The organism is Nonomuraea insulae, assembly GCF_042656245.1.
The window spans coordinates 1-25,721 of record NZ_JBHSPA010000011.1 but is presented as its reverse complement, the minus strand read 5'-3'; the positions used below and the strand labels follow the sequence as shown (position 1 = coordinate 25,721).

Annotated in this window: 24 protein-coding genes and 1 pseudogene; 17 read left to right on the top strand and 8 right to left on the bottom strand. The window is 69.3% G+C overall.

Features of this window, described 5'->3' with window-relative positions; all coding sequences use genetic code 11:
- Positions 1 to 19: 19 nt before the first annotated feature.
- The 8 genes from ACFPZ3_RS07590 to ACFPZ3_RS07555 all read left to right on the top strand — a co-directional run bounded on the left by ACFPZ3_RS07590 (position 20) and on the right by ACFPZ3_RS07555 (position 8,603).
- On the top strand, positions 20 to 1,921 hold the full coding sequence (locus ACFPZ3_RS07590) for a molybdopterin oxidoreductase family protein (protein WP_379513239.1): 1,902 nt from the start codon (positions 20 to 22) through the stop codon (positions 1,919 to 1,921).
- A 4-nt stretch (positions 1,922 to 1,925) separates the two neighbouring features.
- Entirely contained in the window at positions 1,926 to 3,731 is a 1,806-nt protein-coding gene (locus ACFPZ3_RS07585) for an NAD(P)H-dependent oxidoreductase subunit E (RefSeq protein WP_379513238.1), read from the top strand.
- The gene (locus ACFPZ3_RS07580; protein WP_379513237.1) at positions 3,728 to 4,570 is read left to right on the top strand and encodes a 2Fe-2S iron-sulfur cluster-binding protein; all 843 of its coding nucleotides are present in this window, start codon (positions 3,728 to 3,730) and stop codon (positions 4,568 to 4,570) included. The genes ACFPZ3_RS07585 and ACFPZ3_RS07580 overlap by 4 nt, the downstream gene beginning before the upstream one ends.
- Positions 4,563 to 5,435, top strand: a complete 873-nt coding sequence (gene fdhD / locus ACFPZ3_RS07575) for a formate dehydrogenase accessory sulfurtransferase FdhD (protein ID WP_379513236.1) — start codon at positions 4,563 to 4,565, stop codon at positions 5,433 to 5,435. The genes ACFPZ3_RS07580 and fdhD overlap by 8 nt, the downstream gene beginning before the upstream one ends.
- A 252-nt stretch (positions 5,436 to 5,687) precedes the next feature.
- Positions 5,688 to 6,569 carry a metal ABC transporter substrate-binding protein gene (locus tag ACFPZ3_RS07570; protein WP_379513235.1) on the top strand — a complete coding sequence of 294 codons (882 nt, stop codon included), beginning with the start codon at positions 5,688 to 5,690 and terminating at the stop codon, positions 6,567 to 6,569.
- The gene (locus ACFPZ3_RS07565; protein WP_379513234.1) at positions 6,566 to 7,345 is read left to right on the top strand and encodes a metal ABC transporter ATP-binding protein; all 780 of its coding nucleotides are present in this window, start codon (positions 6,566 to 6,568) and stop codon (positions 7,343 to 7,345) included. The genes ACFPZ3_RS07570 and ACFPZ3_RS07565 overlap by 4 nt, the downstream gene beginning before the upstream one ends.
- Positions 7,345 to 8,217: a metal ABC transporter permease gene (locus ACFPZ3_RS07560; RefSeq protein WP_379513535.1), complete on the top strand. Its 873-nt coding sequence runs from the start codon at positions 7,345 to 7,347 to the stop codon at positions 8,215 to 8,217. Before ACFPZ3_RS07565 ends, ACFPZ3_RS07560 begins: the two co-directional genes overlap by 1 nt.
- Positions 8,214 to 8,603 (top strand): Fur family transcriptional regulator, encoded by a 390-nt coding sequence (locus tag ACFPZ3_RS07555; protein WP_379513233.1) that lies wholly within the window; start codon positions 8,214 to 8,216, stop codon positions 8,601 to 8,603. The genes ACFPZ3_RS07560 and ACFPZ3_RS07555 overlap by 4 nt, the downstream gene beginning before the upstream one ends.
- A gap of 77 nt (positions 8,604 to 8,680) precedes the next feature.
- Here ACFPZ3_RS07555 and ACFPZ3_RS07550 read toward each other — a convergent pair whose 3' ends face one another.
- Positions 8,681 to 9,619, bottom strand: a complete 939-nt coding sequence (locus ACFPZ3_RS07550; protein WP_379513232.1) for a DMT family transporter — start codon at positions 9,617 to 9,619, stop codon at positions 8,681 to 8,683.
- Positions 9,620 to 9,690: 71 nt separating this feature from the next.
- Between ACFPZ3_RS07550 and ACFPZ3_RS07545 the strand changes: the two genes are divergently transcribed.
- Complete coding sequence (locus ACFPZ3_RS07545; protein ID WP_379513231.1) at positions 9,691 to 10,239, top strand: CGNR zinc finger domain-containing protein; 549 nt, start codon at positions 9,691 to 9,693, stop codon at positions 10,237 to 10,239.
- A gap of 355 nt (positions 10,240 to 10,594) precedes the next feature.
- On the opposite strand, the gene ACFPZ3_RS07540 is transcribed toward ACFPZ3_RS07545, so the two are convergent.
- Positions 10,595 to 11,095: an ATP-binding protein gene (locus ACFPZ3_RS07540; protein WP_379513230.1), complete on the bottom strand. Its 501-nt coding sequence runs from the start codon at positions 11,093 to 11,095 to the stop codon at positions 10,595 to 10,597.
- A 215-nt stretch (positions 11,096 to 11,310) separates the two neighbouring features.
- Here ACFPZ3_RS07540 and ACFPZ3_RS07535 point away from each other — a divergent pair, with 215 nt between their 5' ends.
- Both ACFPZ3_RS07535 and ACFPZ3_RS07530 read left to right on the top strand, forming a co-directional pair.
- Positions 11,311 to 12,447, top strand: coding sequence for a helix-turn-helix domain-containing protein (locus tag ACFPZ3_RS07535; RefSeq protein WP_379513229.1), 1,137 nt, complete (start codon positions 11,311 to 11,313; stop codon positions 12,445 to 12,447).
- A complete protein-coding gene (locus ACFPZ3_RS07530; RefSeq protein ID WP_379513228.1) occupies positions 12,444 to 12,857 on the top strand; it encodes a hypothetical protein in 414 nt (137 codons plus the stop codon). Before ACFPZ3_RS07535 ends, ACFPZ3_RS07530 begins: the two co-directional genes overlap by 4 nt.
- A gap of 12 nt (positions 12,858 to 12,869) precedes the next feature.
- On the opposite strand, the gene ACFPZ3_RS07525 is transcribed toward ACFPZ3_RS07530, so the two are convergent.
- Positions 12,870 to 13,079: a hypothetical protein gene (locus ACFPZ3_RS07525; RefSeq protein ID WP_379513227.1), complete on the bottom strand. Its 210-nt coding sequence runs from the start codon at positions 13,077 to 13,079 to the stop codon at positions 12,870 to 12,872.
- A complete protein-coding gene (locus ACFPZ3_RS07520) occupies positions 13,080 to 13,346 on the bottom strand; it encodes a pyridoxamine 5'-phosphate oxidase family protein (protein ID WP_379513226.1) in 267 nt (88 codons plus the stop codon).
- A gap of 92 nt (positions 13,347 to 13,438) precedes the next feature.
- Between ACFPZ3_RS07520 and ACFPZ3_RS07515 the strand changes: the two genes are divergently transcribed.
- Both ACFPZ3_RS07515 and ACFPZ3_RS07510 read left to right on the top strand, forming a co-directional pair.
- Complete coding sequence (locus tag ACFPZ3_RS07515) at positions 13,439 to 15,376, top strand: ATP-binding protein (protein ID WP_379513225.1); 1,938 nt, start codon at positions 13,439 to 13,441, stop codon at positions 15,374 to 15,376.
- Between the two features lie 293 nt (positions 15,377 to 15,669).
- Complete coding sequence (locus ACFPZ3_RS07510) at positions 15,670 to 16,353, top strand: L-2-amino-thiazoline-4-carboxylic acid hydrolase (protein ID WP_379513224.1); 684 nt, start codon at positions 15,670 to 15,672, stop codon at positions 16,351 to 16,353.
- A gap of 108 nt (positions 16,354 to 16,461) precedes the next feature.
- On the opposite strand, the gene ACFPZ3_RS07505 is transcribed toward ACFPZ3_RS07510, so the two are convergent.
- Complete coding sequence (locus ACFPZ3_RS07505) at positions 16,462 to 18,066, bottom strand: ABC transporter permease (RefSeq protein WP_379513223.1); 1,605 nt, start codon at positions 18,064 to 18,066, stop codon at positions 16,462 to 16,464.
- A gap of 119 nt (positions 18,067 to 18,185) precedes the next feature.
- Positions 18,186 to 19,304: a saccharopine dehydrogenase family protein gene (locus ACFPZ3_RS07500; protein ID WP_379513222.1), complete on the bottom strand. Its 1,119-nt coding sequence runs from the start codon at positions 19,302 to 19,304 to the stop codon at positions 18,186 to 18,188.
- A 134-nt stretch (positions 19,305 to 19,438) separates the two neighbouring features.
- Here ACFPZ3_RS07500 and ACFPZ3_RS07495 point away from each other — a divergent pair, with 134 nt between their 5' ends.
- Positions 19,439 to 20,350, top strand: coding sequence for an AraC family transcriptional regulator (locus ACFPZ3_RS07495; protein ID WP_379513221.1), 912 nt, complete (start codon positions 19,439 to 19,441; stop codon positions 20,348 to 20,350).
- Here ACFPZ3_RS07495 and ACFPZ3_RS07490 read toward each other — a convergent pair.
- Positions 20,347 to 21,120, bottom strand: coding sequence for an isoprenyl transferase (locus tag ACFPZ3_RS07490; RefSeq protein ID WP_379513220.1), 774 nt, complete (start codon positions 21,118 to 21,120; stop codon positions 20,347 to 20,349). The genes ACFPZ3_RS07495 and ACFPZ3_RS07490 overlap by 4 nt on opposite strands.
- Positions 21,117 to 21,851: a DNA repair protein RecO gene (gene recO / locus ACFPZ3_RS07485; RefSeq protein WP_379513219.1), complete on the bottom strand. Its 735-nt coding sequence runs from the start codon at positions 21,849 to 21,851 to the stop codon at positions 21,117 to 21,119. The genes ACFPZ3_RS07490 and recO overlap by 4 nt, the downstream gene beginning before the upstream one ends.
- 150 nt (positions 21,852 to 22,001) lie before the next feature.
- Here recO and ACFPZ3_RS07480 point away from each other — a divergent pair, with 150 nt between their 5' ends.
- From ACFPZ3_RS07480 to ACFPZ3_RS07470, 3 genes and pseudogenes are all read left to right on the top strand, one after another.
- Entirely contained in the window at positions 22,002 to 23,540 is a 1,539-nt protein-coding gene (locus ACFPZ3_RS07480) for a CDP-alcohol phosphatidyltransferase family protein (RefSeq protein ID WP_379513218.1), read from the top strand.
- Positions 23,537 to 24,256, top strand: a complete 720-nt coding sequence (locus ACFPZ3_RS07475) for a DUF5941 domain-containing protein (RefSeq protein ID WP_379513217.1) — start codon at positions 23,537 to 23,539, stop codon at positions 24,254 to 24,256. The genes ACFPZ3_RS07480 and ACFPZ3_RS07475 overlap by 4 nt, the downstream gene beginning before the upstream one ends.
- 493 nt (positions 24,257 to 24,749) lie before the next feature.
- A pseudogene (locus ACFPZ3_RS07470) lies at positions 24,750 to 25,721 on the top strand (hypothetical protein); the annotation flags it as partial.

The following is a 25,721-nucleotide window of genomic DNA, read 5'->3' as shown; positions in this document are numbered from 1 at the left end:
TATACAGAATGGAGGGATCATGAGCTATGACCGCCTGACCCATCCACTGGTGCGCGAGGACGGCGAGCTGCGTAAGGCGTCGTGGGACGAGGCACTGGAACGAGCGGCGGAGGGCTTCCGCCGCAATATCGACCGGCACGGCCCCGACAGCTTCTCGATGTTGTCGTGCGCCCGCTCCACCAACGAGATGAACTACATCGGGCAGAAGTTCACGCGCGTGGTGATCGGCACCAACAACGTGGACTCCTGCAACCGCACCTGCCACGCCCCCAGCGTGGCGGGCCTGTCGGCGGTGTTCGGGAGCGGCGGTGGCACCTCCTCCTACCAGGAGGTGGAGGACACCGACGTGATACTGATGTGGGGTTCGGCGGCTCGCAACGCCCACCCCATCTTCTTCCAGCACGTGCTCAAGGGCATCCACAAGGGCGCCAAGATGTTCGCGGTGGACCCCCGCCGCACCGGCACCGCGCAGTGGGCCGACCTCTGGCTGGGTCTCAACGTGGGCACCGACATCCCGCTCGCCCACGCGGTGGCCCGCGAGATCATCCACGCGGGGCTGCACAACGAGGCGTTCATCGAGCGGGCCACGTCCGGCTTCGAGGAGTTCAAGGCGTGCGTCGAGCCCTGGACGCTGACCGCGGCCGAGCAGGTGACCGGGGTGCCCGCGGACGCCATCCGCGAGCTGGCCCACACCTACGCCCGCGCCGACCGCGCCCAGCTCTGCTGGACGCTGGGCATCACGGAGCACCACAACGCGACCGACAACGTACGGGCGCTGATCAACCTGTCCCTGCTGACCGGCCACGTCGGCCGCTACGGCTCGGGCCTGTCGCCGCTGCGCGGGCAGAACAACGTGCAGGGCGGCGGCGACATGGGCGCCATCCCCAACCGCCTGCCGGGCTTCCAGGACATCCTCGACCCCGGCATCAGGCAGCGGTTCGAGGGCGCGTGGGGGCGGGAGATCCAGCCCCGCTACGGCCGCAACCTCACCGAGATGCTGGAGGGGATGGCCGAGGGCGAGGTCACCACCTGCTACATGATCGGCGAGAACCCGGTGCAGTCCGAGGCCGACTCGCTGGGCTGCATCAAGCGGCTGTCCATGCTCGATCACCTCGTCGTCCAGGACATCTTCCTCACCAAGACCGCGCAGATGGCCGACGTGGTGCTGCCGGCCAGCGCCGCCTGGTGCGAGGCGGACGGCACGTTCACCAACAGCGAGCGGCGGGTCCAGCGGGTGCGCAAGGCCCTGGAGCCGCCGGGTGAGGCGCGCGACGACATCTGGATCATGTGCGAGATCGCCCGCAGGCTGGGTCACGACTGGGCCTACGACGGCGCGGAGGAGGTCTGGAACGAGTTGCGCGCCCTGTCGCCGCAGCACCACGGCATGAGCTACCAGCGGCTGGCCGACCTGCAGGGCATCCAGTGGCCCTGCCCGTCGGAGGACGAGCTGGAGCCCCCCTACCTGCACGGGCGGCTCTGGGAGAGCGACCCGGTCAGGCGGGGCACGCCGGCGCCGTTCGCGGTGTTGCGGCACTCGCCGCCGGTGGACCTGCTGGACGAGGAGTACCCGCTGCGGCTGACGACCGGGCGGCGGCTGGACTCCTACAACACGGGCGTGCAGTCGTCCGGGTACGCCTCGCCCCTGCGGCGCGGCGAGACCATCGAGCTGTGCCCCGAGGACGCGGAGCGGCTCGGCCTGGAGGCGGGCGAGGAGGTGCGGATCACCTCGCGGCGCGGCTCGGTGGTCGCGCCGGTCTACATCGATCCAGGGCTGCGGCCGGGGCTGGTGTTCATGACCTTCCACTTCCCTGACGAGGTGGACACCAACGTCCTGACCATCGAGGCGACCGACCCGATCTCGGGCACGGCCGAGTTCAAGGCAGCCGCCGTACGTGTCGAGAAGCTCGTCAAGGCCGGGTGAACAGATGGATCTGAGATTCCGCGGCGCCAAGCCGTCAGAGGAAGAGCGCGCGGCCGTGGACGCCCTGCTGGGGCCGCCTGCCACGGCGTGGGAAGGCGGTTCGCGCACCGCGTCCGACCTGCGCGTGGCAGCCCGCGCCGAGGCCGCGCGCGACCAGTTGCTGCCCGTGCTACACGCGGTCAACGACCGGGTGGGCTGGATCAGCGAGGGGGCGCTGGAGTATGTCTGCCGCCGGCTGACCATCCCGCCTGCCGAGGCCTACGGGGTGGCGACGTTCTACTCGCTGTTCTCCCTGGAGGAGCGGCCCAAGCGGGTGCTGCACGTCTGCACGGACCTGGCCTGCCAGGCCAAGGGCGCCCAGGCGGTACGCGATCGGGTCGAGGAGCGCTTCGGCCCGCCCGGCTCGTCCTGGCAGGAGAGCCCCTGCCTCGGCATGTGCGAGCGGGCCCCGGCCGCGCTCGCCCTGGAGGCCGGTCAGCCCCACAGGGCCGAGGTGTACGCCCCCGCCACCCCCGACACGATCACCACCATGACCGGGGTGACGCCCAGCTCCAACGGGCACGCGCCGAGCGTCAACGTCACCGGCGAGACCCCCGAGAAGACGGCCGTGCCGCAGTCCGGCGACCCCGGCCTGATCCTGCTGCGGCGGATCGGCGTCGTGGACCCGGCCAGCCTGGACGACTACCGGGCGGCCGGCGGCTACACGGCCCTGCGCAGGGCCTTCGACCTCGGTCCCGCCGGAGTGATCCGCGAGGTGCTGGAGTCGGGCCTGGTCGGCAGGGGCGGCGCCGCCTTCCCCACCGGCCGCAAATGGGACGCCGCCGCCCGCCAGCCCGACCATCCGCACTATCTGGTCTGCAACGCCGACGAGAGCGAGCCGGGCACGTTCAAGGACCGCGCCCTGATGGAGGGCGACCCGTACGCGCTGGTGGAGGCGATGACGATCGCCGCGTACGCCACCGGCTGCGCCAAGGGTTACCTCTACATCCGGGGCGAGTACCCCCGGGCGACCGCGCGGTTGCAACACGCGATCGAGACCGCCCGCTCCCGCGGGCTGCTCGGCGACGACATCCTCGGCAAGGGGCTGTCGTTCGACATCGAGCTGCGCAGGGGCGCGGGCGCGTACATCTGCGGCGAGGAGACCGCGATCTTCAACTCCATCGAGGGGCAGCGGGGCGAGCCGCGCAGCAAACCCCCGTTCCCGGTGGAGAAGGGGTTGTTCGGCAAGCCGACCGTGGTCAACAACGTCGAGACGCTGATCAACGTGCTGCCGATCCTGGAGCAGGGCGCGCAGGCGTACGCGGCGGCCGAGCCGAAGTTGTTCTGCGTCTCGGGCGCCGTCGAGAAGCCCGGCGTGTACGAGCTGACCTTCGGCGCGACCCTGCGCGAACTGCTGGACCTGACCGGCACCACCGGCACGACCAGGGCGGTGCTGCTCGGCGGCGCGGCCGGCGCGTTCGTCACCGACCTGGACATCCCGCTCACCTTCGAGGGCACCAGGAACGCCGGCGCCACGCTCGGCTCCGGCGTGGTGCTCGTCATCGACGACACCGTGGACCTCAAGGGGCTCCTGCTGCGCATCGCGGAGTTCTTCCGCGACGAGTCCTGCGGGCAGTGCGTGCCCTGCCGGGTGGGCACCGTACGCCAGGAGGAGGCCCTGCACCGCCTCTCACGCCGGGTCGATCACAGTGACCTGGTGTTGTTGCGCGAGGTCGGACAGACCATGCGCGACGCCTCCATCTGCGGCCTCGGGCAGACCGCCTGGAACGCCGTGGAATCGGCCATCGACCGCCTGGGAGTGTTCAAATGATCCCGCTCCAGCCACCCCGCCGGCTCATCGACGTCGAGATCGACGGCGAGGCCGTACGGGTGCCAGAGGGCTCGACGATCCTCGACGCCTGCGAAGCGGCGGGCAAGGACATCCCGACCCTCTGCTACGGCGACACGCTCACCCCGAAGAACGCCTGCCGGGTCTGCGTCGTGGAGGTGGAGGGCGCCAGGACGCTGGCTCCCGCCTGCTCCAGGAAGGCGGAGAAGGGCATGAAGGTCGGCACGGACACCGAGCGGGCCAGGCAGAGCCGCAAGGTCGTGCTGGAGCTGCTCGGCTCCTCGGTGGACATGTCCACCACGCCGCGCGCGGCCGAGTGGACCGACGAGTACGGCGCCGACCCCGCCAGGTTCGGCGACGACGCGGCCACGGTCCAGCAGCCCGCCAAGGTGGACAACGACCTCTACGTGCGCGACTACAGCAAGTGCATCCTGTGCTACAAGTGCGTGGACGCCTGCGGCGACCAGTGGCAGAACACCTTCGCCATCGGCGTCGCGGGCCGGGGGTTCGACTCGACGATCTCCACGGAGTTCGACGCCCCGCTCACCGACTCGGCCTGCGTCTACTGCGGGAACTGCGTCGAGGTCTGCCCGACGGGCGCGCTGTCGTTCAAGACCGAGTACGACATGCGGGCCGAGGGCACCTGGGACGAGTCCCAGCAGACCGAGACCACGACGATCTGCAGTTACTGCGGGGTCGGCTGCAACCTGACCCTGCACGTGCAGGACAACAAGATCGTCAAGGTGTCCTCGCCGCACGACAACCCGGTCACGAAGGGCAACCTCTGCGTGAAGGGGCGGTTCGGGTACGGCTATGTCTAGGGTCGCCGTCAAGAAGCGCATCCTGCGGGTGCAGGACACCGTCCGCGTACGCAAGATCGACTCGCTGGCCGCCGAGGAGCCGCTGGAGATCAGGCTCGACGGCACCCCGCTGACCGTGACCATGCGCACCCCGGGCGACGACTTCGACCTGGCCGCCGGGTTCCTGGTCAGCGAGGGCGCCGTGGGCTCGGCTGACGACATCGCCACGATCCGCTACTGCGCGGGCGCGACGGTGGACGGCGCGAACACCTACAACGTCCTCGACGTACGGCTCGCGCCAGGCGTCCAGGCGCCCGAGCCGCGCAACTTCTACACCACCTCCTCCTGCGGCGTCTGTGGCAAGGCGTCGCTGGAGGCGGTACGCACGGTGGCGCGCTGGAGCCCGGCTGACGACCCGGTCGACCTGGCGCAGTCGACTGTCGCGGGCCTGCCGGGCCGGCTGCGCGCGGCCCAGAGGGTCTTCGACAGAACCGGGGGCCTGCACGCGGCCGGCCTGTTCACGGCCGACGGCGAGCCTCTGTGCGTACGCGAGGACGTCGGCCGCCACAACGCCGTGGACAAACTGCTCGGCTGGGCCCTGCGCGACGGGCGGCTGCCGTTGCGGGGCACCGTGCTGATGGTGTCCGGCAGGGCGTCGTTCGAGCTGGTGCAGAAGGCCGTCATGGGAGGGATCCCGGTGCTCGCCGCGGTCTCCGCGCCGTCCTCACTCGCGGTCGAACTGGCCGCCGAGGAGGGGCTGACGCTCATCGGATTCCTGCGCGGGGACTCGATGAACGTCTACACGGGCGAGGAGCGGCTGAGCCTGGGCACAGACGTCACCTCGGGCGCCGGCAACGGCTCTGCCGGCGCACGATCACCGGGGTGATGAACGGGATGCCGTACGGCGGGAGCCTGGCCCCCAGCCCCGCCGTCCGGCATCCCACATATCTGATTGCCTCACTCCGTGAGGCGGGCTCGGTCGCCAGATGCCGCCGTCTTCCCCCGCTCTGGTCGCTACGCTCCCGCCGCTCCTCCAGACGACGGCACTCCCTCGCCCAGGAGATTTTGACAACCGTTTTCATTTTGGCGCATACTGACTCACATGATGTCAGGATTTTCCCGGTCGTGTGCTGTTGGTGTGCTGGCCACAGCCGCGCTGCTCACCACCGCTGCCTGCGGATCCGGCTCCGCCCAGACCACCACCCCCGAGGGCGGGAAGCCCGAGGTGATCGCCGCCTTCTACCCGCTGCAGTGGCTGACCGAGCAGGTCGGAGGATCCGACGCCCAGGTGAAGGTGCTGACCGCGCCCGGCGTCGAGCCGCACGACCTGGAGCTGAGCATCCAGCAGGTGACCGAGGTCAAGGACGCCGCGCTCACCGTCTACATCAAGGGCGTCCAGCCGGCCGTGGACGACGCCGTGGACACGGAGAAGAGCTTCGACGCCGCCACCGCCGTCACGACCATCCCGGCGGGCGAGCACGCCGGGGAGGAGGGCGGCCACGAGGAGGTGCCGTACGACCCGCACCTCTGGCTCGACCCCTCCCGCCTGGCCACCGTCGCCACGAAGCTCGCCGAACGCCTGGCCACGGCCGACCCCGCGCACGCCCAGGGCTACAAGGACCGCGCCGCGAAGACGGCCACCGCGCTCGGCGCCCTCGACCAGGAGTTCACCAAGGGCCTGACCACGTGCAGGACCAAGACCCTGGTCACCGCGCACGAGGCGTTCGGCTACCTCGCCGACCGGTACAAGCTCAAGCAGGTCGGCATCACGCTCGACCCGGAGGCGGAGCCGTCCCCCGCCCGCCTGTCCGAGGTCGCCAAGCTGGCCAAGACCGAGGGCGTCACCACGATCTTCACCGAGTCCCTGGTCAGCCCGAAGGTGGCCGAGGTGCTCGCGAGCCAGGTCGGCGCCAAGACCGCCGTGCTCGACCCGCTGGAGAGCAAGCCCTCGGGCGACTACGTGTCCGCGATGCGCGATAACCTCAAAACCCTACAAACAGCACTGGGGTGTACGGCATGAGCGAAACGGCCTTCGCGATGACCGACGGCCGGGTCTCCTTCGATGGCAAGCCCGTCCTGCGGGGAATCGACCTGACCGTATGTCCCGGGGAGGTCGTCGCCCTCCTGGGCTCCAACGGCTCGGGCAAGTCCACGCTGGTCCGCACGCTGCTCGGCCTCACGCCGCTGACCGCCGGCCAGACTTTGGTGTACGGGAGCCCGCCCGGCAAGTTCCGCGACTGGTGGCGCATCGGCTACGTGCCGCAGCGACTCCAGGTCGGCGGCGGCGTGCCCGCGACCGTACGCGAGGTCGTCGCCTCCGGGCGGATCGCCAGGCAGAGCCGCTTCCGCAGGACCAGCGCGGCCGACAAGGCGGCCGTGGCGAGCGCCCTGGAGGCCATCAAGCTGGCCGACCGGGCGAACGACCCCGTCCAGTCGTTGTCCGGGGGGCAGCAGCAGCGGGTGCTCATCGCCCGCGCGCTGGCCGGGGAGCCGGACACGTACGTGATGGACGAGCCCACCGCCGGCGTCGACGCAGACACCCAGCAGTTGCTCGCCGACACCCTCGCCAGGCTGGTGCTCGACGGCAAGACGGTGGTGCTGGTCGCGCACGAGCTGGGCCCGCTGGAGCCGATCATCACGCGCGGCGTGGTGATCCGCGAGGGCCGCGTCGCCCACGACGGCCGGCCGCCGCGCCCCGAGGGCGACTGCGCGCGGCCGGGACACGAGCATCAGCACCCGCACTCCGCCGAGCCCGTCGGAGGACCGCTCACCGGGTGGCAGGGGGAACCAAGGTGATCTTCGAACTTCTGCAGGAACAGCTCTTCCAGCTCGCGCTCGTCGCGGCGCTGCTGGTCGGGCTGTGCGCGCCCGCCGTGGGCACGTTCATCGTGCAGCGGCGGCTGGCGCTCCTGGGCGACGGCGTCGGGCACGTGGCGCTGACCGGCGTGGCGCTGGGCTTCCTGACCGGCACCGCGCCCGTGCTCACCGCCGTCCTGGTGTCCATCGCCGGGGCCGTGGCCATCGAGCTGGTCAGGGCGCGCGGGCGGACCAGCGGTGACGTGGCGCTGGCGCTGCTGTTCTACGGGGGGATCGCGGGCGGTGTCATGCTCATGGGCATCGCGCCCGGCGGGAGCAACGCCAAGCTGAACTCCTACCTGTTCGGGGCCATCGCCAGCGTCACCCCGCTGGACATCTGGGTCATCGCCGTGCTGGCCGTCGCCGTGATCGCGGTCGTCCTGATCTTCGGCAGGGAGTTGTTCGTGCTCTGCCAGGACGAGGAGATGGCCAGGGCCAGCGGCCTGCCGGTGCGCTTCCTCAGCCTGCTCATCGCCGTCACCGCCGCGCTCACCGTGGTCATCGCCATGCGGGTGGTCGGGCTGCTGCTGGTCTCCGCCCTGATGGTGATCCCGGTGGCGACCAGCCAGCAGCTCACGCGCGGATTCCGTACGACGATGGGGCTGGCCATGTTGTTCGGGGTGCTGGCGTCCGTGGGCGGACTGCTGGCCTCCACCTACTCCGCCAAGGTGCCGCCGGGAGCCGCGATCGTGCTTCTTGCGCTCGCCGGCTTCGTCCTGGCGCTCGGTGTCGGTAAATTCGTACGGCGAGGCCGTATCCAGGAGTCGACATTGAGCGAGCGACCAAAGTTGCGCGTCGAGGAGGTCGCATGACCACAAGGCGCGATGCCGTACACGACACCCTTCGCAAGAACGAGGGGTTCCGCAGCGCGCAGGACGTCTATGCCGAGATGCGCCTGCACGGGGCGAAGATCGGACTGACCACCGTCTACCGGGCGCTGCAGGCGCTGGCCGACGGGGGCAAGGTCGACGTGTTGCGCACGGACGACGGCGAGTCCGTCTACCGCGCGTGCGCGACCGACAGCCATCACCACCACCTGGTGTGCCGGCAGTGCGGGCACACCGTCGAGGTGGCCGGGCCCGCCGTGGAGCGGTGGGCGGAGATGGTGGGGAGTGAGCACGGGTTCACGGGGATCACACACACGGTTGAGGTCTTCGGCACCTGCTCGTCCTGCTCACAACCGGCCAGAACAGGCTGACGCCCCTTCGGGGGCTCGCCCGTTCTGGTATCCCGCACAACCGGCTGAGGCCTGTTCAGAGGCCTACCTGCACACCCTCAGCCGGCCTGCACCGGGTCCTCCGGCTTGTCCGCCGCTGGGACAACCTGGGGGATCACCGGAGCGGGGGCGGACCGGGAACCTCCGCGGGAGCCGTACAGGACGCCCATCACGATCACCGCGCACCCGGCAAGTTGCAACACCGACGGCCGCTCACCGAGGGCCAGAGCGGAGATCGCCACCGTCGTCATGGGCTGGATCAGCAGCAGCAGCGCCGTCAGGGCGGCGGGCTGACGCGGCAGCGAGAACGTGATCAGCGACCACCCCAGCACCTGCGGCCCCAGCGCCAGCACGATCAGCCACCAGTGCCCCGGCCAGTTCGGTACGAAGTCAGCGCCCCCGAACAACGGGCTGAGCAGCGCGATGACGATCGTGGCCACCACGGTCGCATGCGCCAGCAGCCCCGCGGCCCGCTCGGGCCCGGACTTCATCAGCAACAGGAACGCCGCGTAGGAGATGGACGTCGCCACCCCCGCGAGCACCCCCATCATCGGATCCTGGCCATAGGCGGCGCTGTCGAACACCCCGGAGATCAGCACGACCCCGGCGAACACGACCGGTGTGCCGACCATCAACCGCGTGGACGGCCGCTCCCCGAACAACCCCCAGGCCGCGAACGCCACGATGAACACCTGCAGATTGCCCAGCACGGTGGCCAGCCCCGCGCCCACGTAGTCGATCGCGTGATGCCAGAACAGCAGGTCGAGCGCGAACACCACCCCCGCGAGCGAGGCCGGCAACATCGCCTTGCGCGGCATCGGCCCCAGTCTTCTGCGTTCCAGCCAGGCCAGTAACAACATCGGCGGTACGGCGTACGCACAGCGGAACAACGCGGACGTGGCAGGCGATACACCCGACAGCCGCACCAGAGGAGCGGAGGTGGAGATGACGAGCGCACCGACGATCGCGATCAGCACGATACGGCGATGTGCACTCATAGAAACCCCCGGAGTCCCTGACAGGAGATACGCTGCGACCACGCTAGAACCCGGTTTCGACAGGAGTCAACATGCCGTTTGGCCATGACATGGTGCATTCTCTGGCCACCCTCGTCGACCTGGTCAACACCTCGCCGTCCACCGGCGGCGACGAGGCTCTGCCCAGCTTGGCCGAGTTGCAGGCGTTCGTGGAATCCCGTCAGGTCAGCGGCATCGGCACACTCACGCCCCGCGACCTCGGCCAGGTCCGCATGGTGCGCGAAGCCTTCCACCGCGTCTTCACGGCCCAGGACCAGCCGACGGCCGTACGCACCCTGAACGCCCTGCTGTCCGAGACCCGCATCACCCCCAGACTCACCGAACACGACGGCCACCCCCTGCACGTGCACTACTTCGCCGCCGACGCGACCCTGTCGGAACACCTGGCGGCCGACTGCGGCGTGGCCCTGGCCCATCTGCTGGTGGAGGGCGAGGTGGAACGCCTGCGCACCTGCTCGGCCCCCGACTGCGACCGGGTGTTCGTCGACGAGTCCCGCAACCGCTCCCGGGTCTACTGCGACAGCCGCACGTGCGGCAACCGCATGCACGTAGCCGCCTACCGCGCCCGCCGCCGCGCCTGACCGCTTCGGACCTCCGCGAGGGACGCTCACGCGCACACGGGCTCCGGACAGCGCCTCCCAAGGGGGCCCGCCCCCTTTCGAACCCCCAACTGCGAGGTCCTCACACGAAGACGCGCTACGCGCGACAAGGCTCGGGCAGCGCTCTGTGGGGGCACGCCCCCACACCCCCAAGCGGGGACCTGCCGGCCCCCGCACCCCCGGACGCGATCCCGATCACCACACGAATATGCGTCGGCCACCGCCAAGCGGAAGACCATCACCTGATGACGGCTGAACTCCTCATCGCCTGCCATCGGCGCTGGGATGCGGATCGCCTGGAGATACTGATCACTGCGGTATGCGCGGGAAGGCCGGCTCAATGATGGCCGACCCAGATGTCCCTCACCCTCGCGGCGGCATCTTCGGCGGACAGTCGTGAGACGTCCAAGCGGATGTCGTCACCAGTGAATTCCCCCTGCTGGTCATGGAGCGCGCGGAACTCCTCCGGCGTCAGGTGAACGGGCCGGGTCCCCGCTCGTCTCTCCGCTTCGCGGAAGTCCACCTCAAGTTTCAGAATCAGCACGTCAGGCAGCGAGGCTCGATAGAGCTCGGCGGTGCTGTCCGTCAGCACATCCACCATCACCACGTCGATGTCGCCGTCCAAGAAGTTCCGGGCCAGCGCACAGCCGTTGAGCACCCCCAGCCGTTGCTGGCGAAGACCCTCCTGGCCGCTCCATGGCGCGGCATGGCCGCCGACGACCAGGTGGCGTACGTCATCGATGTCGATGAAGGCAGCACGCGGTCGCTCCCCGGCGAGGAGGCGGCCGATCGTGCTCTTCCCTACCGCTGGAGGTCCCGTGAGGATCAGTACTCGCACAACATGATCCTCTCGAACTCGCACCCCATGTCCAGGCGTTTCCTCGCCAGTAGATCAGGCACCTGGCGAGCGCCCTCCCTTGGTTGGCCGCGACAAGGAAGGCGTGTTGAGGGTTCACCACCCTTCCCCCGGCTCGGCCTCTGAGCCGACCAAGCGATTCGAACACCCTGCGATCTATTCTTGCGATTTTCGCAACCCAACCGTAGGCTTCTCACATGGCCGGGGATACAGCAGCACGAGTACGTCAACTGATCGCGGAAAGCGGCCTCACCCAAGCCGAGTTCGCCATAAAGGCAGGGCTGGACGCGCCCAAGCTGTCCAAATCGCTCTCAGGCGTACGAAGATTCACCTCGCTGGATCTGGCAAGGATCGCCGACCTGTGCGATGTGTCCGTCGACTGGCTGCTCGGCGTCGGCCCGCTCACCACCTCGACGGCCGCACGAACGTCCACCCCGTCGACGGCACCGAAGACGTCCACCTCGGCGGAGGCGGCCATCAGCGAAGCCGAGCGCCTCGCACAGCTCCGAGCCGACCTCGTTTTCCTCGGTTACCGACAAGACGTGCCGCGCTTCGAGATCGACAGAGCCGCTTCGTCCCCGGTGAACCAAGGCCGGATCCTGGCCATCAGGGCCACGGCATACGCCGCCGAGAAGGGCGTCGTGCTGTGGCGGTCTCAGGATCTCGCCGGCGCGGTGGAAGCGGCCTTCGGCGTGGATGTGCGGGTGCATCGACTGACCGACGGCTTCGATGGGTTGTCGTGGTCCGACGGCAACAGCTCGCTGATCGTCGTGGGAACCTCGGAGGTGCCGGCCCGCCAGAGGTTCACCATCGCGCACGAGCTCGGACATCTCCTCGCGGGAGAGGACCAGGCGCTCCACCTCGATGTGAACATCAACGACGCCCACCACAGGCGACGGCCCTCCGAAAAACGCGCGAACGCCTTCGCCGCGGAGGCGCTCCTGCCCGCCGAGTTGCTGCGCGACAGGGCCCGCGACATCACGTGGTCGATCGAGGCGTTCGCCCAGTTGGCGTGCGACCTCTGGGTCTCGCCCAGCGCGCTGGCGTGGCGACTGTTCGATCTCCAGCTGATCGACAAGAGCCGATGTGATTCCTTCGGCGCCTTGACCGCCTGGGACGTGGCCCGGAAGGCGAACGCCGTCGAATCGCTCGGCGAGTGGATCCAGCAGACTTCCCGGCCGCGGACCCCGGTGCCGCTGGTGCGTACGACGTTCCAGGCTTATGCCGACGGAAAGGCGACGTTGCGGCCGTACGCGAATCTGATCGGCGTCGACACCGACACGTTGCGGCAGGCCATCAGCGGCCTGGGAGAGGGCCCTTCGTTCGAATCATGACCTGGTACTGGTTCCCGGACAACACGGTCCTGTGCAACTTCGCAGCGGTCGACAGCCTTGCGCTCTTGCAACAGATCCTCCGAGAGCGGGGCCGCTGGACGGAGGCGATCGCCTTTGAGGCAACCCGCTCAGCTCGCTTCTATCCGGATCTCGGCAAGGTGGCTAATGACGGGTGGCTTGGTGACCCGATCGAGATCGATAACCCGTTGGAAGCCGGCCAAGTCGAGCGAATCCGGCGTGCCGTGTTCGGCGGCTCACCACGTGAACCGCTGAAACATCTCGGCGAAGCGCAGACCTGCCATGTGATTCGCCATTGGGAGGCCTGCTCCGGCTCCTTCTGGATCACCGATGACCGCGACGCGCTCGACTCGCATTCCACCGCATCAGGCACATCTATGACCTGCCCCTAAACGGACAGAGTGCTACCCCAGGTCCACCACGAGCCGCGAATCAACTCCTTTGCCGTGGACGGGATCGCTGCCCCTGATGTGCACGGAATGCTCCGTGACCCGCGCCCGGTAGAGCCGCGGCACCGCGGGAGGGCGTAATTCCTCCGCGGGAAACACCTGCTGCTCGGGAAACCTGGCCCGGCACGCCACCTCCACGTGCCGATCGAGCTCCTCGTCCGGCACCTACCCGGCTGTAGCCAGCAGGTAGACGGCCTGAGCGCCGCCGCCGACGGGCACGGTGGAGTCGAAGATCACGATGCTGATCTCGGGGCGTTCGGCGATGTTGCGCGAATGGTGCGACTCCGGTGAGGAGATCCAGAAGACCTCGCCGTATCCGTCGGGCGCGAAGTAGACGGGCGACACTCGCGGCCTCCCGTCTGGATCGACGGTGCCTAAAACCATGTACCTGTTGGTGTCGATGATGTGCCTGGCAAGTTCTTCCAGCTTCATCATCCTGATAAAAGCGATTTGGGTGGCCAAAGTCCACTCCTCAGGTTGTATTCCTCCGCGAGATTCCGCACCTCATCTGGGATAGTGGCCGGGTGCGCACCGTCCATATCGAGGCCAAGCCGGATCACCTGCTGCGCCTCGCACGCCAGAAGGACCCCGTGAGCGCGGTCGCTGAGATGATCTGGAACGCGCTGGACGCCGAGGCGAATCACGTCAGTGTGGACGTAGAGGTCAACGAGTTGAACGGCGTGGAATCGGTCAGCATCACCGACGACGGCCACGGCATGCCCAACGCATCCTGTGCGGGCTTCTTCGGCGGGCTCGGAGGGTCGTGGAAGACCACCGCCAAGCTCTCACCGCAGTTGAAACGCGGGCTGCATGGCCGCAGCGGGCAGGGCAGGCTGCGTGCGTTCGCGCTGGGCGAGCAGGTGCGCTGGGTCACGATCGCGCAGGCGCCCGACGGGCGGGCAGAACGCACGGTCATCAGCGGCGCCGTCGATCGGCCAGCCGACTTCGACATCTCAGACCCGGAACATGTGGACGAACTCAGCGGCACCCGGGTCGAGGCGTCCGTGCCCGCAGACTTTGTCGGCCGTCTCGTCCACGACGACACCGCTCCGCAACTGACTTCGATCTTCGCACCGTTCCTCGCCGCCAATCCCGACGTGCGGATCGCATACCAGGGGAGACCTCTCGATCCGAGCACCGTGTGGACGGACATGGCCGAATACACCGTACGCTGGCCGGACACCGACGGGCTCGCCGAGCCGCTTCTGCTGCGCGTCATCGAATGGCCCAGGAACGTCGGCCGGGTGCTGGCCCTCTGCGACGCGAGCGGGGTGGTTCTGGACGAGGCATCTCCTGGCATACAGGCTCCGGGTTATCACTTCACCGCGTACCTGCTCTGGGATGGATTCGTCGAGCGGCGCGGCACCCTGCACCTGGCGGAGATGGACGAAACGGCGGAGTTGCTCGAATCGGCGCGTGAAATGCTGCGAGCGCATTTCAAGAGGCGTGATCAGGAGCGGCGCGCCAGGCTCATTCAGGAGTGGAAGAGCGAGGGCGTCTATCCCTATTCCGGCGAGCCGGTTCTGCCTGCGCAAGCTGTCGAACGGCAGATGTTCGACGAAGTAGCCACGACCATCTCCCGCCGTCTGCCCGGCGCGCCACAGAGCAAGAAGACCACCATGCGGCTGCTCAGGGAGATCATTTCACATGATCCGAGTGGGCTTTATTCGGTGCTGGATGAGTTGTTTCGGTTGCCGCAATCGGAGCAGGAGGAACTCAAACGTATTCTGCAGCGGACCAGTCTTTCCGAGGTGATCAAGGCCACCGGGCAGGTCAGCGATCGCCTCGATTTCCTCGCCGCGCTGAAAAAACTGGTCTTCGAGCCGGAGATCAGCCAGACGGTGAAGGAACGCAGCGAGCTGCACAAGATCTTGGAACGCGAAACGTGGGTGTTCGGTGACGCGTACGCACTGATGGTCAGCGATCAGAGCCTGGACACGGTTCTCAAGCGGCACCTCCAGGAGTTGGGGCGCGAACCGGCGGACGGCAGCCTCAATCCGGTACGCCGCGAGGACGGCAGGAAGGGCATCGTCGACCTGATGCTGGGGCGGACACATCGCGGCAGTTCCGGCCGGGAGCATCTCGTGGTGGAGCTCAAAGCGCCGAGGGTCAAGATCGGTCAGGCGGAGGTGGCGCAGATCAAGAGCTACGCCAAGGCCGTCGTCGGTGATCCGCAGTTTCGAGACGCGCGGGTGTCGTGGGACTTCTGGGTCATTTCCACGGAGATGGACGACGTGGTCAGGGAGGACGCAGAGGCGCCGAATCGCCCACCGGGCTGTATCGCCGAATGGAAGGACGGCGTTCGCGTCTGGGCTCGTACGTGGAGCGAGATCATCGATGACTGCGAGGACCGGCTGCACTTCTACCGGGAAAGGCTGAACCACGACCCGGCCACGGAGCACGCGGTGCAATACCTGCGGCGAGTGCACGGGCAGGTTGCACCCGAGGCGGCAGTGAACTGAATCGCCCAGGCCGTACTGACAAGCTCCGGTTCGTCCACGAGGGGCGCGGTTGATGTGGCATCGATCAGGATCTGGCTCCGCACCCCCTTGAATCATGGGTTCGGCCGGATGGACGTGATCGTCGGAGGCGTGCCAGACTGGCGGCGACACATCAACACAAGCTTGTCAGCGCCTGGTCGGTCGGTGGAGTGCGCTGGCGTGCTCGCTCGGCCGCGAGCACGGCCAGTCACGCCTCCACGCGGATCGCGGGATCACGGTCGTGTACGCACCGAGCCGTACACGAAAGGACGACCATGTCCACCGACCAGTTCGGGCTCGCCGAAGGCGACTACGTCCCTGATCCCGATCGTGACACGACGCTGCTCCTCGACGCGTTCTACGACCATCTCGCCGCGACTCTGCGCGAGCAGGCGCTTCCCGGCGATCTCGTGGCCGCCATGCGGGCACGTCAGGGTGAGCTCGAAGCGGCGAACCAGTCGCTGATCGTCGATGAGCCCGCCCGCCACAACCTGCGCATGACCCTGGCCTTGGTGGCCGCCTACGAATTCCTCCTGCCCAGGCTGGGCCAGGAGACCGCCGTCGGCGTCGTAGGCGCGTCGTTCGTCGAGCCGCTCGGCGACACCATGAAGGAGGGCACCCGGGCGATGCTGGACAACGCGCCGGACGCCTTCCTGGCCATGGTGGAGCTGAGCAAGTCGCGCGAGGAGTACGCGTTCGGGAAGGGGTTCGCCTTCGCCCGGCCGGTCGATGACGATCGGCGTTATCACGTCGATGTGCATCGGTGCTTCTACCACGACGTTCTGGTCGCCAACTCGGCGCCGGAGCTGACTCCGGTCATGTGCGCGTTCGACGCGAACTGGATCGAGGCCATCGCACCCAACAGGCACGGCTTCCGATTCGAGCGCCGCACCACCATCGGGACGGGCGGCACGCATTGCCCGTTCCATTTCAGCCGCAACCAGCAGGAAGAGGGCTGATGCCCTCATAGCGACACCGTTGGGGGCTCCGCCGCAGTCGTGGCGGAGCCCCCGCGTGCTCCGTGACCGGGTTCAGGAACGCGACCCAGCCCAAGGAACCGTCAACCGTCAGAGGCCGAAGTCGCGGCGGCGCAGGGCCAGGAGGCCGCCGGTGGCGAGGAGTGCGGTGAGGGCGGTCAGGGCCAGGGTGGGGAGGGGGTTGAACGGCGTGCCGGTCATCGGGTTCGCGACATAGTGGAACGGTTCCGCCGGGCTGCCTCCCCACAGCCCGTACAGAGGCCCGGCGACCTGACCCAGGGCGGCGGTCAGGATCCAGGCGAGCCACGAGATCGCCACGCTCGCCCGCGGCAGCACCCCGTACGCGAGCACGGACACCGCCCCCACGCACCACGCCGCGGGTATGGTGCTCAGCGCGCCGGCCAGGAAGGTCGGCAGGTCGGTGGCCAGGTCGCCGACGAGCAGCGAGTAAACCAGGCCGAAGGCGAGCCCGGCGACGGCCATCAGGACCGCCGTGCCGAGGCCGGTCACGACGAGGTGCCCGGCTGCCCATCGGAGACGGGTCATCGGGGTGGACTGCAGGGTCTCGGCGCGCCCCGAGGTCTCCTCCGCGCGCAGTCGCAGCGTCATGAGGACCGGGTAGAGGGCGACGGCGTAGGCGAGGATCAGGATCAGGTACCACACGTAGGCGCTGAGCATCCCCGCGCCCGCGGGCATGCCGAGGAAGTGGGTGATGTTGTCGACCACGATGCTCGGCCGGGAGAGCAGGTCCCGAGTGAGCGGGCTCAGCGCGCCGCCGACCGCGGCGAAGGCCGCCACGCCGACCACCCACTTCGCCAGCAGGCCGCGGTGCAGCCGCCAGGCCAGGCTGATCGGGCCGCGCAACTCCGGGGCCGACTCCCGGCCCAGCCGCTCGGGGAACAGGCCGGAGCCGAGGTCGCGGCGGCCGAGCAGCCGGTACGCAACCGCGTACAGAATCACGGCCACCAGCACCGAGACCCCGAGCATCCACCACCGCTCGTCCTGGTACGGCCGCACCAGGTGACTCCACCCCACCGGCGACAACCACGTCATCCACGACTGCCCGCTCGCGTCCCCGGCGAAGCGCAGCACGTAGGCGACGGCGAGGGTGGTGAGGCCGATCGTGGTGGCGGTGTGGGCGCTGCGCACGAGTTGGGCGGCGACCGCTCCGATGCCGCCGAACACCCAGCCGGCGACCGTGATGGCGGCCCCGTACGCGAGCGACCCCGTCACCTCGAAGCCGATCCCGATCAGCACGACGGCGGTCAGGATGCCGCCGATCAGGCTGATCCCGCCCGCGACCAGCAGGGCGGCGGTCAAGGGCGCATCGCGGCCGACCGTGCAGGACAGGACCAGCTCGCTCCTTCCCGCGTCCTCCTCCCTGCGGGTGTGCCGGATGACGGACATCAGGGCGGCGAACGCGCTCGCCACGTAGAGGAAGCCGCCGCTGCGCCAGGTGGCGAGCACCTCTACGCGCGGCTCGACGACGCCGCCGCCGAGCGCGTGCAGGAAGGCGTTGCCGTTGATGACGTCGAGGTAGCCGAGCTTCAGCTCGTACGTGGCCATGTTCGTGTTGATGTAGTTCACCATCACGAGGGCCATGGCCACGATCAGCAGGATCCACCAGGGAGCGATGCCCCGCTCACGGCGTAGCGCGAGGCGGGCCAGGATTCCGGTGCCCGGGAAGGCGCTCATCGGGCCTGCTCCCTGCGGTCAAGCGGTCCGTTCACCGCGACCAGCTCCTATTCATTGGTATAGCCGACTGTTCGTCGGAATAGGAGGCTATACCCACGTATAGCGACGCGGCAAGGCGGTCAGGCCGAAGCCACCTGCCAGGTGACGCCGTGCGTGGTGAGGTGGTCGAGGAAGCCGGCCGGGTCGAACGCCTGAGCCGGGGTGAGCGTGCCCGCCGGAGCCCCGCCGGCCACCAGGCGGCGGGCGCCCTCGACGGCGATCACGGCGGTCATCCCGTAGCCGTCGGAGCCCGTCACCCAGCCCCGGGCGCGACTCCCGTCCAAACCGGTCGCCTCGGCCAGCATGAGCCACCGCGAGGCCATCCTGGCCGCCTCGTCCGGCGTCTCCGGCACACTGTCCACGACCTCCGGCGTCAGTGCCGCGAACATCGCCGCGATCTCACTCCTGATCACGCTCCGGACCCGCCGCGCACGCACATGCCGGGGTATGGTGACGACGCCCGGCAACGCCATCCCGCTGACCTGCGCCTCCCCGCTCTCCCCGGGAACGGCGATCGAGGCGGGCCCCGCGCTCTCGTCCGCCGGATGCCAGACGCCGTCCGTGTAGGCCAGCGCCTCCTGCCCGAACACCGCCGCCATCGACCGCGCGGTCCCCCGTGACGCGGCCCCGGGCCCCCGCAGGTCCGCGACCAGCACCTCAGCCACCGAAACCGCCGAAGCCCCGGAAACCCCGGAAGCCACTGAAGCCCCGGAAGCCGCCGAAGCCCCGAAAGCCCCGGACGCCGCCGAGGAGCCGGCCCGCTCGGCGACCAGGGCCGCGATCAGGTCCCCCGGCCCGCCGTCATCGGCCATCGCCGGCACGACGCTCACCCCGGCCCGTACGGCATCCTCATGAAACCCATCGAGCACCCGCTTGAGGTACAGCTGCTCCCCAGTCGTATCCACGTAATGCACCCCGGCCGCGATCGAAGCCCGGATGACCGGCTCCCCCAGCACCGTGAACGGCCCAGCGCAGTTGACCACCACCGCACAGTCCCGGAACGCCTCCGCGAGCGCCTCGACCGAGTCCAGCCCCGCGACCCGCACCTCGGCGCCCTCGGCACCCGCCTCGACGGCCGCCTTACGCAACCGCGACTCCTCCCGCCCGACCAGCACCGGCGTGAATCCCCGCCGCCGCACCTCCGCGACCGTGAGCCGCCCGGTGAACCCACTGGCCCCATGCACCGCGATCCGCAGCATCGCCACGACCTCCTTGATTGACGCTGTTGACGCAGCTCACGCTAGGAGGCAGGCAGGCAGGGAGCCCATGTCCAGGGCTCCGCGGGCCATATCCGATCGTCCGGCATGGGCCACGGGCGGGATACCGTACGGACATGGACGTGCTCAGCGACGCGATCACCGCCATGCGCACGGGCAGACCGCACGCCGCCCGCACGCGCATGCGGACCCCTTGGGGCGTGCGGTTCCAGCCCCAGCAGGGAGCCGGGTTCCACGTGATCCTCCAGGGCTCCTGCCACCTGCGGCCCGCCAGCGGCGAGCCCGTCCGGCTGGGAGTGGGCGACGTGGTGTTCCTGCCGCGCGAGCTGGGTCACGGCCTGGCGGACGCGCTCACGACCCCGCTGGTCGAGGCCGCCCCTGAATACGACGAAGGCTCCCCCATCGGCAGGCTCCGCCGTGACGGCCCAGGGCCGCTGACCGAGATGTTGTGCGGCGCGTACCGGCTGGATCAGGCCAGGATCCACCCGCTGCTGGCCGAACTGCCCGACGTCATGCACATCCCGGCCAGGATCGGCCGCCACCCCTCGCTCAGGGGCGCGATCGAGTTGCTGGGCCGCGAGCTCGACTCCGCCCCCGGCCCGGGCGCGGACGCCGCCACGTCGGCGCTGCTCGACGTCCTGCTGCTGTACATCCTGCGCGCCTGGTACGACGACCAGCCCGACGAGTTGTCCACCGGCTGGGGCGCGGCGCTGCGCGACCCTGCGGTCACGGAGGCGGTGCGGGCCATCCACCAGCACCCGGCCCACCCGTGGACGGTGCAGTCGCTGGCCGACAAGGCGGGGTTGTCGCGGGCGGCGTTCGCGCAGCGGTTCGCGGGCAAGGTGGGCTCGCCGCCGCTGGCGTACCTGACGTGGTGGCGCATGACCACGGCGGCCCGGCTGCTGCGCGACACCGACCTGCCGCTGCGCTCGGTGGCGGAGCGCACGGGTTACGCCACCGAGTTCGCCTTCGGCAAGGCGTTCAAGCGAGAGTTCGGCACGGCCCCGGGTCGCTACCGCGAAAGCTAGACCTGGTTGGGAACGGCTCCGCCGTAACGCCTGTCGCGCTTGGCGTAGATCTCGCACGCCTCCCACAGATCACGGCGATCGAAGTCGGGCCACAGCCGATCGAGGAACACCATCTCGGCGTAGGCCGACTGCCACAGCAGGTAGTTGGAGAAGCGCTGCTCCCCCGACGAGCGCAGGAACAGGTCCACCGGCGGGATCTCCGGCTCGTCCAGATAGCGGGCGAACACCTTCTCGTTGACCTTGCTCGGCTTGACCCGCCCGGCCGCGATGTCCTCGGCCAGCCGCAGCGCCGCGTCGACGATCTCAGCTTGCCCGCCATAATTGACACAGAACTGCAACGTGAGCTTGCGGTTGGACACCGTCATCTCCTCGGCCGTCTGCAGCTCGGAGATGACGCTCTTCCACAACCGCCCAGGCCGGCCGGCCCATCGCACGCGCACACCCATGGCGTTGAGCTCGTCGCGCCGCCGCCTGATGACGTCGCGGTTGAACCCCATCAGGAAGCGCACCTCGTCGGGCGAGCGCCGCCAGTTCTCGGTCGAGAACGCGAACGCGCTCAGATACGAAACGCCCAGCTCAAGCGCGCCTTCGATGACGTCGAACAGCGAGGACTCGCCCGCCTTGTGCCCCTCGGTGCGCGGCAGCCCGCGAGCCTTGGCCCAGCGGCCGTTGCCGTCCATGATGACGGCGACGTGCCGGGGCACCAACTCTTTCTGGATGAGTGGCGGGGTCGCCCCCGATGGGTGCGGGGTCGGTGGTCGTACGTTCACGCGGGCTCCCTTTCGACGTGTCGGAGAGAGCGTATTCCGTGTTCGAGGTGCCATTGCAGATATGCCGCCACCAGGCCACTGCACTCACCGCGATGGCGCGACTCCGAAGCGTCGGCGGTGGCCCAGTCGCCGCGCAGCAGCGCCGTCATGAGCCCGATCGTCTCGCCCGCGGGCACGACGGCACCGGCCGGCTTGCACGCCCCGCACACCACGCCACCTGCGACGATGGCGAACGCCCTGACCGCAGGCGCCTGGCACTTGGCGCACGCGTCGAGCGCGGGGGCGTAGCCCGCCACGGCCAGGGAGCGCAGGAAGTAGGCGTCGAGGACCAGCCTGGCCTCGTGATCGCGATCGGCGAGGGTGCGCAGCCCGCCCACCAGCAGCAGGAACTGCCGCAGCGCCGGCTCCTTCTCCCCGTGGGTCAGCCGGTCGGCTGTCTCCAGCATCGCGCTGCCCGCGGTGTAGCGGGGATAGTCGACGGCCAGCGCCTCGCCGTAGGGCCTGAGCGTCTCGGCCTGGGTGACCATGTCGAGTGTGCGGCCGGTGTGAAGCTGCAGGTCAACATGCGTGAACGGCTCCAGCCTCGCCCCGAAACGCGAGGTCGTGCGGCGTACGCCCTTGGCCACCGCCCGGATCTTGCCGGTGCGTTTGGCCAAGATCGTAATGATGCGGTCAGCCTCCCCGAGCTTCTGAGTGCGCAGGACCACGCCTTCGTCACGGTAGAGACTCACTCGAACATCTTACGGCTGCCTCTATACCGACGGACGGAACATCACGGGCATGCTCTGGTGACGCGACTTTGCGTCACGCTCACTACACTTTGACCCCTGTCCCCGCATTACCCGTTGTTCAACCCCCCGCTACCGCCTCGAAAGGGAGTCATGACCCGCGTGGTCCTGCTGGGTGCCTCGCCCGGCCCCGACATCTCTCCGACCGGCCTGAGGCTGGCCGCGCTACCCGGCAATCCGACCGTTGCCGAGCGGCTGCGCGGCCAGCTCACTTCGATGGATCCGCGTTTCGCCACGATCCAGTCAGGCGACGTGGCCGCTGCCCTCAACGCCCTGGCCGACGTCGCCGAGTCCGCAACGGAGAGCCTGTTCATCATCCCGGAAAACTCGATCATCCACGACGAGCTGATCTACCAGATCACCAAGTCCAAGCGCGGTGCGCTGGCGCTCGTCGCGAAAGAGCCTCGGGTGGGGGTGACGGAGGACGGCACAGAGGAGAACGGATCCGAGGACAACGGGCCCGAGGACCGCATCCCCATCGACGAGGCCGACCCCGAGATCGGCCAGAACCGCGTCGAAGGGCTACCCGTACGCGCCCGTGTCGGCAAGTCACGCGTGGTCTCCGTGGGCACCGCGTCCCACGCCGTGACCAGGCCCAACGCGGTGTTGCTCGGCCCCCTGCACGTGAGCGCGCGCAACGCGCCCAGGCTGGCCGAGACCTGCCGCGAGCTGGCCTCCATCGCGCACCGGTTCGGCGACGACGACGACCTGATGCAGCTCATCGTGTTCGGCCTGGTGCGCAACGGCGTGTCGGTCGGCATCCGGGGCCGCCGCGACCTGTTCTACCGCCGGGTCACCACCCAGGAGGAGATCAACGAGGCCGGCGCCGAGATGGCCGGCATGAACGAGGACCGCTCCCGGCTCAACAACGCGGTCAAGGGCGCCGACGGCTTCTTCACCACGTACTTCGTCTCCACCTACTCCCGCTACATCGCCCGCTGGGCCGCCCGGCGCGGGCTGACGCCCAACCAGGTGACGCTGATCTCGATCGTGCTCGGCATCGCCGCGGCCGCCTGCTTCGCCACCGGTGACCGTCCCTGGATGGTGCTGGGCGGCGTGCTGATCTACTTCGCGTTCGTCTTCGACTGCGTCGACGGGCAGGTCGCCCGCTACGCGCGCAAGTTCGGCGTGCTGGGGGCATGGCTGGACGCCACGTTCGACCGGTTCAAGGAATACGTGGTCTTCGCCGGGCTGGCCATCGGCTGGGTGGTCTCCGGCAACGGCGACGACATCTGGATCCTGGCACTGGCCGCGCTCAGCCTGCAGTCCATACGCCACCTGCTCGACTTCTCCTTCGGCGCCTCCAACCGCCGCAAGGCCCCGTCTCCGCTGCCCACGACGGCGCTCGACGCCCCCGACGACCGTGAGCTGCGTCAGAAGCTGACCGCCCGGAAGGTCGAGCGCAGCCAGGGGCTTCGCGGGGTGCTGAAGATGTGGACGAAGGCCGGCAAGTACCGTACGGTCCATTGGGCGCGTAAGATGATCGTCTTCCCCATCGGCGAGCGTTTCGCGGCCATCGCGATCACCGCCGCCCTCTTCGACGCCCGGATCACTTTCATCACCCTGGTGATCTGGGGCTCCGTCGCTGCCGCCTACACGCTCACCGGACGCCTCATGAGGTCGCTCGTATGATCACCCACCCGCAGGCCATGGCCACCCCCACGCCGGACCCCGACGAGGAACGCCGCCGCATCCAGACCGCCCGCCTCGTCGCCTACCGGGACGACGGGCCCCTAGCCCACGTCCTGTCCAGCAAGATCGGCGCCGGCCTGCCGCCCGTGCCCGCCACGCTCGTGGCGCTGCTCGCCGTGATCGCCATCACGGTCACCGGGCTGCTGGAGCCGGGCCCCATCCTGCTCCTGCCCGTGGCGATCATGCTGCTGCTCGTGCTGCCCACGACGTCACGCAACCACCTGGGCCGCTTCGACTGGCTCACCCCGCCGCTGCTGCGCGGCGCGGAGTTCTTCACCGTGATCGCGGTCGGCCTGGCCGCCGAGGCGCCGAAGTGGCTGCTGTTCGTGCTGGTCTACGTCGTGGGCTACCACACCTACGACACCGTCTACCGGACCCGGCAGAGCATCTGGCCGCCCGCCTGGGTGTTCCGGGCGGGGCTCGGGTGGGAGCTGCGGCTGGCGATCATCGGTGTCGGTGCGGCGTTCGGCGTGCTGACGCCGGTGCTGGCGGTGCTGACCGCGTACCTCTTCGTGTTGTTCGCGGTGGAGAGCGTGACGAGCTGGGTGCGCCTCGACAAGGCCTCCGCCCAGGCGGGCGCCGACGCCGAGCAGGACCTGGAGGCCTCCCCCGAAGACGCCATGGAACAGGCCACTGGAGAGGCAGAGAAGGGCTGACTTCAGACGCTCTGAAACGCGGCGCCGCACACCTGTGCGGCGCCGCTGCCATGCCCAGCACCCCTGCTTTGCCCAGCACCTCTGCTTTGCCCGGCACCGCTGTCATGCCCGGCGCCGCTGCCTCGTGCGGCGCCGCTGCCTCGTGCGGCGCCGCTGCCTCGTGCGGCGCCGCTGCCTCGTGCGGCGCCGCTGCCTCGTGCGGCACCGCTGCCTCGTGCGGCACCGCTGCCTCGTGCGGCACCGCTGCCTCGTGCGGCGCGGTGGGCTTTTCCATCCGTTACGGCACAGCCGGCGAACCGCCACAACCGCACGGGCCTGAGGACCTTCCAGGGTGACGCGCTCTGACCCTTCAGTGGCGGGCCGCCGTTACGGCGTCACCTGGGCCGACGACGTGGTCGACCCGATACCCGCCGCCATCGAGTGACTTGACCTCCATCGTGGGAAATGACCACTTAGTCTGGGGTTCAGGAACTCTCGGGGCCAGGAGACGCGGATGGCGTTCTTGTCGCGGCTGTTCAAGCGGGACGATCCGCTGGCCGAGCGGGAAGAGGCGCGCCGGCAGGGAATGCGGGACGCCCGCCGGCATCCTCTGGGCGAGTTCACGGATCCGGAGTTCCAGCCCGCGTACGTGACGGAGATCCGCGCCTGGGCCCGTGAGGAGATCACGCAGGTCGATCGGCGGCTGGCGGCCAGGCGTACGGCGCTGCTGGAGCGGGCGCTCGGGCAGCGGGAGGCGATCCTGCGGGAGCTGGGCCGCGCCGACACCCGCCCGGAGCCCTACGTGAATGGTCACGCCGGGCCCGCCATGGAGGAGGATCCGTTCATCTCGATCGCGGAGTCCAGGGCGCGGCGGGCGGAGGCGCGGCGGCGGGCCGTGGTCGAGGAGTCGAACTCCGGTGTGCAGCGGGCCAGGGCCCGGATCGAACACCTCACGCAGGAGTGGGAGAGCGCGCTGATCGAGCGCGACCACGAGGTGGAGGCCGTGCACGCCAGGGCCGAGCGGCTCATCGCCGCCTACAAGAGCGGCGTACTGCTCAACCATCCGCGCAAGGAAGACATCCCGTCCCTGTGGAAGGGCGAGGTCATCGCGATGGACGCCACCGGCACTCCGGCGGCTTCGTCGGGGCGGGAGGAGATCGGGCGGATCCTGCGGGAGGTGGAGGCCCGGATCGAGGTGTGGCACGCCGAGGTCGTCTCCCCCAAGGAACTCCCCGCCGACCTCCCCTCCCCCACCACCGCCCAACTCCCCCCACCCGCCCACCACCCCGACCCCGACCCCGACCAGCACCCCAACTTCAACCCCAACCCCGGCTCCGACCTCGCCCCCAACTCCGACTCCCACCCCGGCCTCGCTCCCAACTCCGACCCCGTCCCCGACTCCGGCTCCGACCCGGCATTCGACCCCGACCCGCACACCAGCTATGACCGCAACCCGTCGCCCCACCCGCGCCCCGGTTCCGGCCCC

What these genes read in the sequence shown, in the direction of transcription:
- ACFPZ3_RS07590 (WP_379513239.1), top strand. Translation starts at nt 20, where the DNA reads ATGAGCTATGACCGCCTGACCCATCCACTGGTGCGCGAGGACGGCGAG.
- ACFPZ3_RS07530 (WP_379513228.1), top strand. Translation starts at nt 12,444, where the DNA reads ATGACCTGGTACTGGTTCCCGGACAACACGGTCCTGTGCAACTTCGCA.
- ACFPZ3_RS07500 (WP_379513222.1), bottom strand. Translation starts at nt 19,304, where the DNA reads ATGCTGCGGATCGCGGTGCATGGGGCCAGTGGGTTCACCGGGCGGCTC.
- fdhD (WP_379513236.1), top strand. Translation starts at nt 4,563, where the DNA reads ATGTCTAGGGTCGCCGTCAAGAAGCGCATCCTGCGGGTGCAGGACACC.
- ACFPZ3_RS07505 (WP_379513223.1), bottom strand. Translation starts at nt 18,066, where the DNA reads ATGAGCGCCTTCCCGGGCACCGGAATCCTGGCCCGCCTCGCGCTACGC.
- ACFPZ3_RS07585 (WP_379513238.1), top strand. Translation starts at nt 1,926, where the DNA reads ATGGATCTGAGATTCCGCGGCGCCAAGCCGTCAGAGGAAGAGCGCGCG.
- ACFPZ3_RS07495 (WP_379513221.1), top strand. Translation starts at nt 19,439, where the DNA reads ATGGACGTGCTCAGCGACGCGATCACCGCCATGCGCACGGGCAGACCG.
- ACFPZ3_RS07520 (WP_379513226.1), bottom strand. Translation starts at nt 13,346, where the DNA reads ATGAAGCTGGAAGAACTTGCCAGGCACATCATCGACACCAACAGGTAC.
- ACFPZ3_RS07535 (WP_379513229.1), top strand. Translation starts at nt 11,311, where the DNA reads ATGGCCGGGGATACAGCAGCACGAGTACGTCAACTGATCGCGGAAAGC.
- ACFPZ3_RS07480 (WP_379513218.1), top strand. Translation starts at nt 22,002, where the DNA reads ATGACCCGCGTGGTCCTGCTGGGTGCCTCGCCCGGCCCCGACATCTCT.
- ACFPZ3_RS07555 (WP_379513233.1), top strand. Translation starts at nt 8,214, where the DNA reads ATGACCACAAGGCGCGATGCCGTACACGACACCCTTCGCAAGAACGAG.
- ACFPZ3_RS07565 (WP_379513234.1), top strand. Translation starts at nt 6,566, where the DNA reads ATGAGCGAAACGGCCTTCGCGATGACCGACGGCCGGGTCTCCTTCGAT.
- ACFPZ3_RS07510 (WP_379513224.1), top strand. Translation starts at nt 15,670, where the DNA reads ATGTCCACCGACCAGTTCGGGCTCGCCGAAGGCGACTACGTCCCTGAT.
- ACFPZ3_RS07475 (WP_379513217.1), top strand. Translation starts at nt 23,537, where the DNA reads ATGATCACCCACCCGCAGGCCATGGCCACCCCCACGCCGGACCCCGAC.
- ACFPZ3_RS07545 (WP_379513231.1), top strand. Translation starts at nt 9,691, where the DNA reads ATGCCGTTTGGCCATGACATGGTGCATTCTCTGGCCACCCTCGTCGAC.
- ACFPZ3_RS07550 (WP_379513232.1), bottom strand. Translation starts at nt 9,619, where the DNA reads ATGAGTGCACATCGCCGTATCGTGCTGATCGCGATCGTCGGTGCGCTC.
- ACFPZ3_RS07580 (WP_379513237.1), top strand. Translation starts at nt 3,728, where the DNA reads ATGATCCCGCTCCAGCCACCCCGCCGGCTCATCGACGTCGAGATCGAC.